Genomic DNA, 2,333 nt, shown 5'->3' on the forward strand with positions numbered 1-2,333 from the left:
GCCCTGCGGCGCGGGACCGGGCTCGCCGGGCCCGGAGACCAGGAAGCGGCTGCCCTGGAGCACGCCGTCGTTGTGCGGCAGCACGCGGCAGGCGACGCCCGCCCGGCTCGCCGCGCGGACGCTCGCCGACACGCCCTCGGTGTGCTCGGGAAAGGCGTCGAGGAGGGCGGCGACGAACATGTCGCCGGCCATGCCGCCGACCGCGTCGAGGTGGATCTGCATGCCTGTCCGATGGTGGAGCGAGCGAAAGGCCCGTCGGTTCGAACACCAGATCGGCCGGAAAGGTTTCGCGGCAAGGCCCCGCGGCCGAGCCCCGGCGAGGCGGATGGCCGCGCCGGCCGGCGGGTGCCGGGCCCGGTGCCGGCATGATAGCGGTCGGGCCGCAGCCGCAGGCTTTCGGACGATCGTGCCGGATGGTCGGGCCTTCCCAACGACAGGACCCTCATGACACGCCTCCCGCTTCTCGCCCTCGCCGGCCTCCTGTCGATCGGCGGCGCCCAGGCCGCCCCGGTCGTCGAGCGCCTGCGCGGCACGATCGAGGCGGTCGCGCCCGGCGCGATCACCCTGAAGACCATCGACGGCGTGTCGGAGACGATCGCGCTCGGCGACGACACCAAGTTCGTCTCGGTGGTCAAGGCCAGCCTCGACGACGTGAAGGAGGGCACCTTCATCGGCACCGCCACCAAGGGCGAGAGCCCGCGCACCGCGATCGAGGTCGTGCTGTTCCCCGAAGCCATGCGCGGCACCGGCGAGGGCCATTACGGCTGGGACGCGATCCCCGACACCACCGCCGGCGGCGCCCGGGTGAAGAGCGCCATGACCAATGGCACGGTCAAGGCCGACGCCCCGGCCCCCCGGGTGAAGAGCGCGATGACCAACGGCACCGTGTCGGCCAGCGCCGCCGGCGGCGGGGAGCGCACGCTGACCGTGACCTACAAGGACGGCGCGCAGACGGTGGTCGTGCCGCCCCAGGTGCCGGTGGTGACCTTCGAGCCGGCCGACCGGGCGGTCCTGAAGCCCGGCGCCAAGGCCTTCGTCACCGCGGCCCGCGACGGCAGCGCGTTGAGCGCCCGCCGGGTCGCCGTCGGCAAGGACGGGCTGACACCGCCGATGTAGGCGTCGCGCCCCGATCGCGCGGGCGGGCCGGGGATTCCGACCCGCCCGCCGCCCCGCCCGCGTTCGTCGTCACACGGACGTCATGGGGACGTGGGGAGAAGCGGCCCCGAGCCGCGTTCCAGCCGGCGCTTCAGGAGACGACGGCGATGCGTGCGATCCTCAACGGCGTCATCGTCGCCGGCCTGCTCGGCACCGCCGCCGCGGCGGCCGAGCGCCCCCGCAACGTGATCCTGTTCGTCCCCGACGGGATGCGCGCCGGGATGGTCACCCCGGAGACCGCGCCCGCCATGGCGGCGCTGCGCGACCAGGGCGTGAACCTCGCCAACAGCCATTCGCTGTTCCCGACCTTCACCACCGCCAACGGCTCGGCGATGGCGACCGGCCACCACCTCGGCGACACCGGCGACTTCTCGAACACGATCTACGTCGGCAAGCCGGTCGCGGCGCAGAACGGGACGGTGACGCCCTTCGTCGAGAACGATGCGGTGCTCGGCGAGATGAACGGCTTCTTCAACGGCGACTGGCTCAACGAGGAGACGGTGCTGCGGGCCGCCGCCAAGGCCGGGATCAGCACCGCGGCGATCGGCAAGCTCGGGCCGACCCTCAATTTCGACAACACCAGCCGCGACGGCGCCCCGACGATCATCGTCGACGACGACACCGGCTCGGCGCGCGGCATCCCCTTCAGCGCCGAGATGCGGGGCCTGCTGGCGGCCGGCGGCCTGCCGCTGGCCGCCCCCTCGCGCGGGGAGAACGGCAAGGCCGGCGACGCGACGACGCCGGGCACGCTGGTCGCCAACGTCGCGCAGCAGGCCTACTTCGTCGACGTCGCCACGAAGGTCGTGCTGCCGCTGTTCAAGGCCCGCGGAAAACCGTTCGTGCTGGTCTACTGGTCGCGCGACCCGGACGCCGTGCAGCACAACCACGGCGACAGCCTCGGCAAGCTCGTGCCCGGCATCAACGGGCCGACCTCGCTCGCCGGCATCCGCAACGCCGACGACAACCTCGCGGCGCTGCGCCGGGCGCTGGACGCGCTCGGGCTGGCCGACACCACCGACATCGTCGTCGCCGCCGACCACGGCTTCTCGACCATCTCGAAGGAGAGCGCGACGAGCCCGTCGGCGAAGACCGCGCTTCCCGGCGTGCCCGCGGGGCAGCTGCCGCCGGGCTTCCTCGCGCTCGACCTCGCGGCCGCCCTCGGCCTGCCGCTGCACGAG

Annotated in this window: 2 protein-coding genes and 1 pseudogene; 2 read left to right on the forward strand and 1 reads right to left on the reverse strand. The window is 73.6% G+C overall.

What is annotated here, in order from left to right:
- Positions 1-222 (reverse strand): annotated as a pseudogene (locus FV223_RS25600) (DUF111 family protein); the annotation flags it as partial.
- A gap of 222 nt (positions 223-444) precedes the next feature.
- On the opposite strand from FV223_RS25600, the gene FV223_RS25605 reads away from it, so the two are divergent.
- The gene (locus tag FV223_RS25605) at positions 445-1,116 is read left to right on the forward strand and encodes a metal ABC transporter permease (protein WP_147729579.1); all 672 of its coding nucleotides are present in this window, start codon (positions 445-447) and stop codon (positions 1,114-1,116) included.
- A 146-nt stretch (positions 1,117-1,262) separates the two neighbouring features.
- The coding region (locus FV223_RS25610) for a nucleotide pyrophosphatase/phosphodiesterase family protein (protein WP_147729580.1) at positions 1,263-2,333 on the forward strand (1,071 nt) is incomplete at its 3' end.

Origin of the sequence: Methylobacterium sp. WL116, from assembly GCF_008039455.1 — a bacterium.
Lineage (GTDB): Bacteria > Pseudomonadota > Alphaproteobacteria > Rhizobiales > Beijerinckiaceae > Methylobacterium.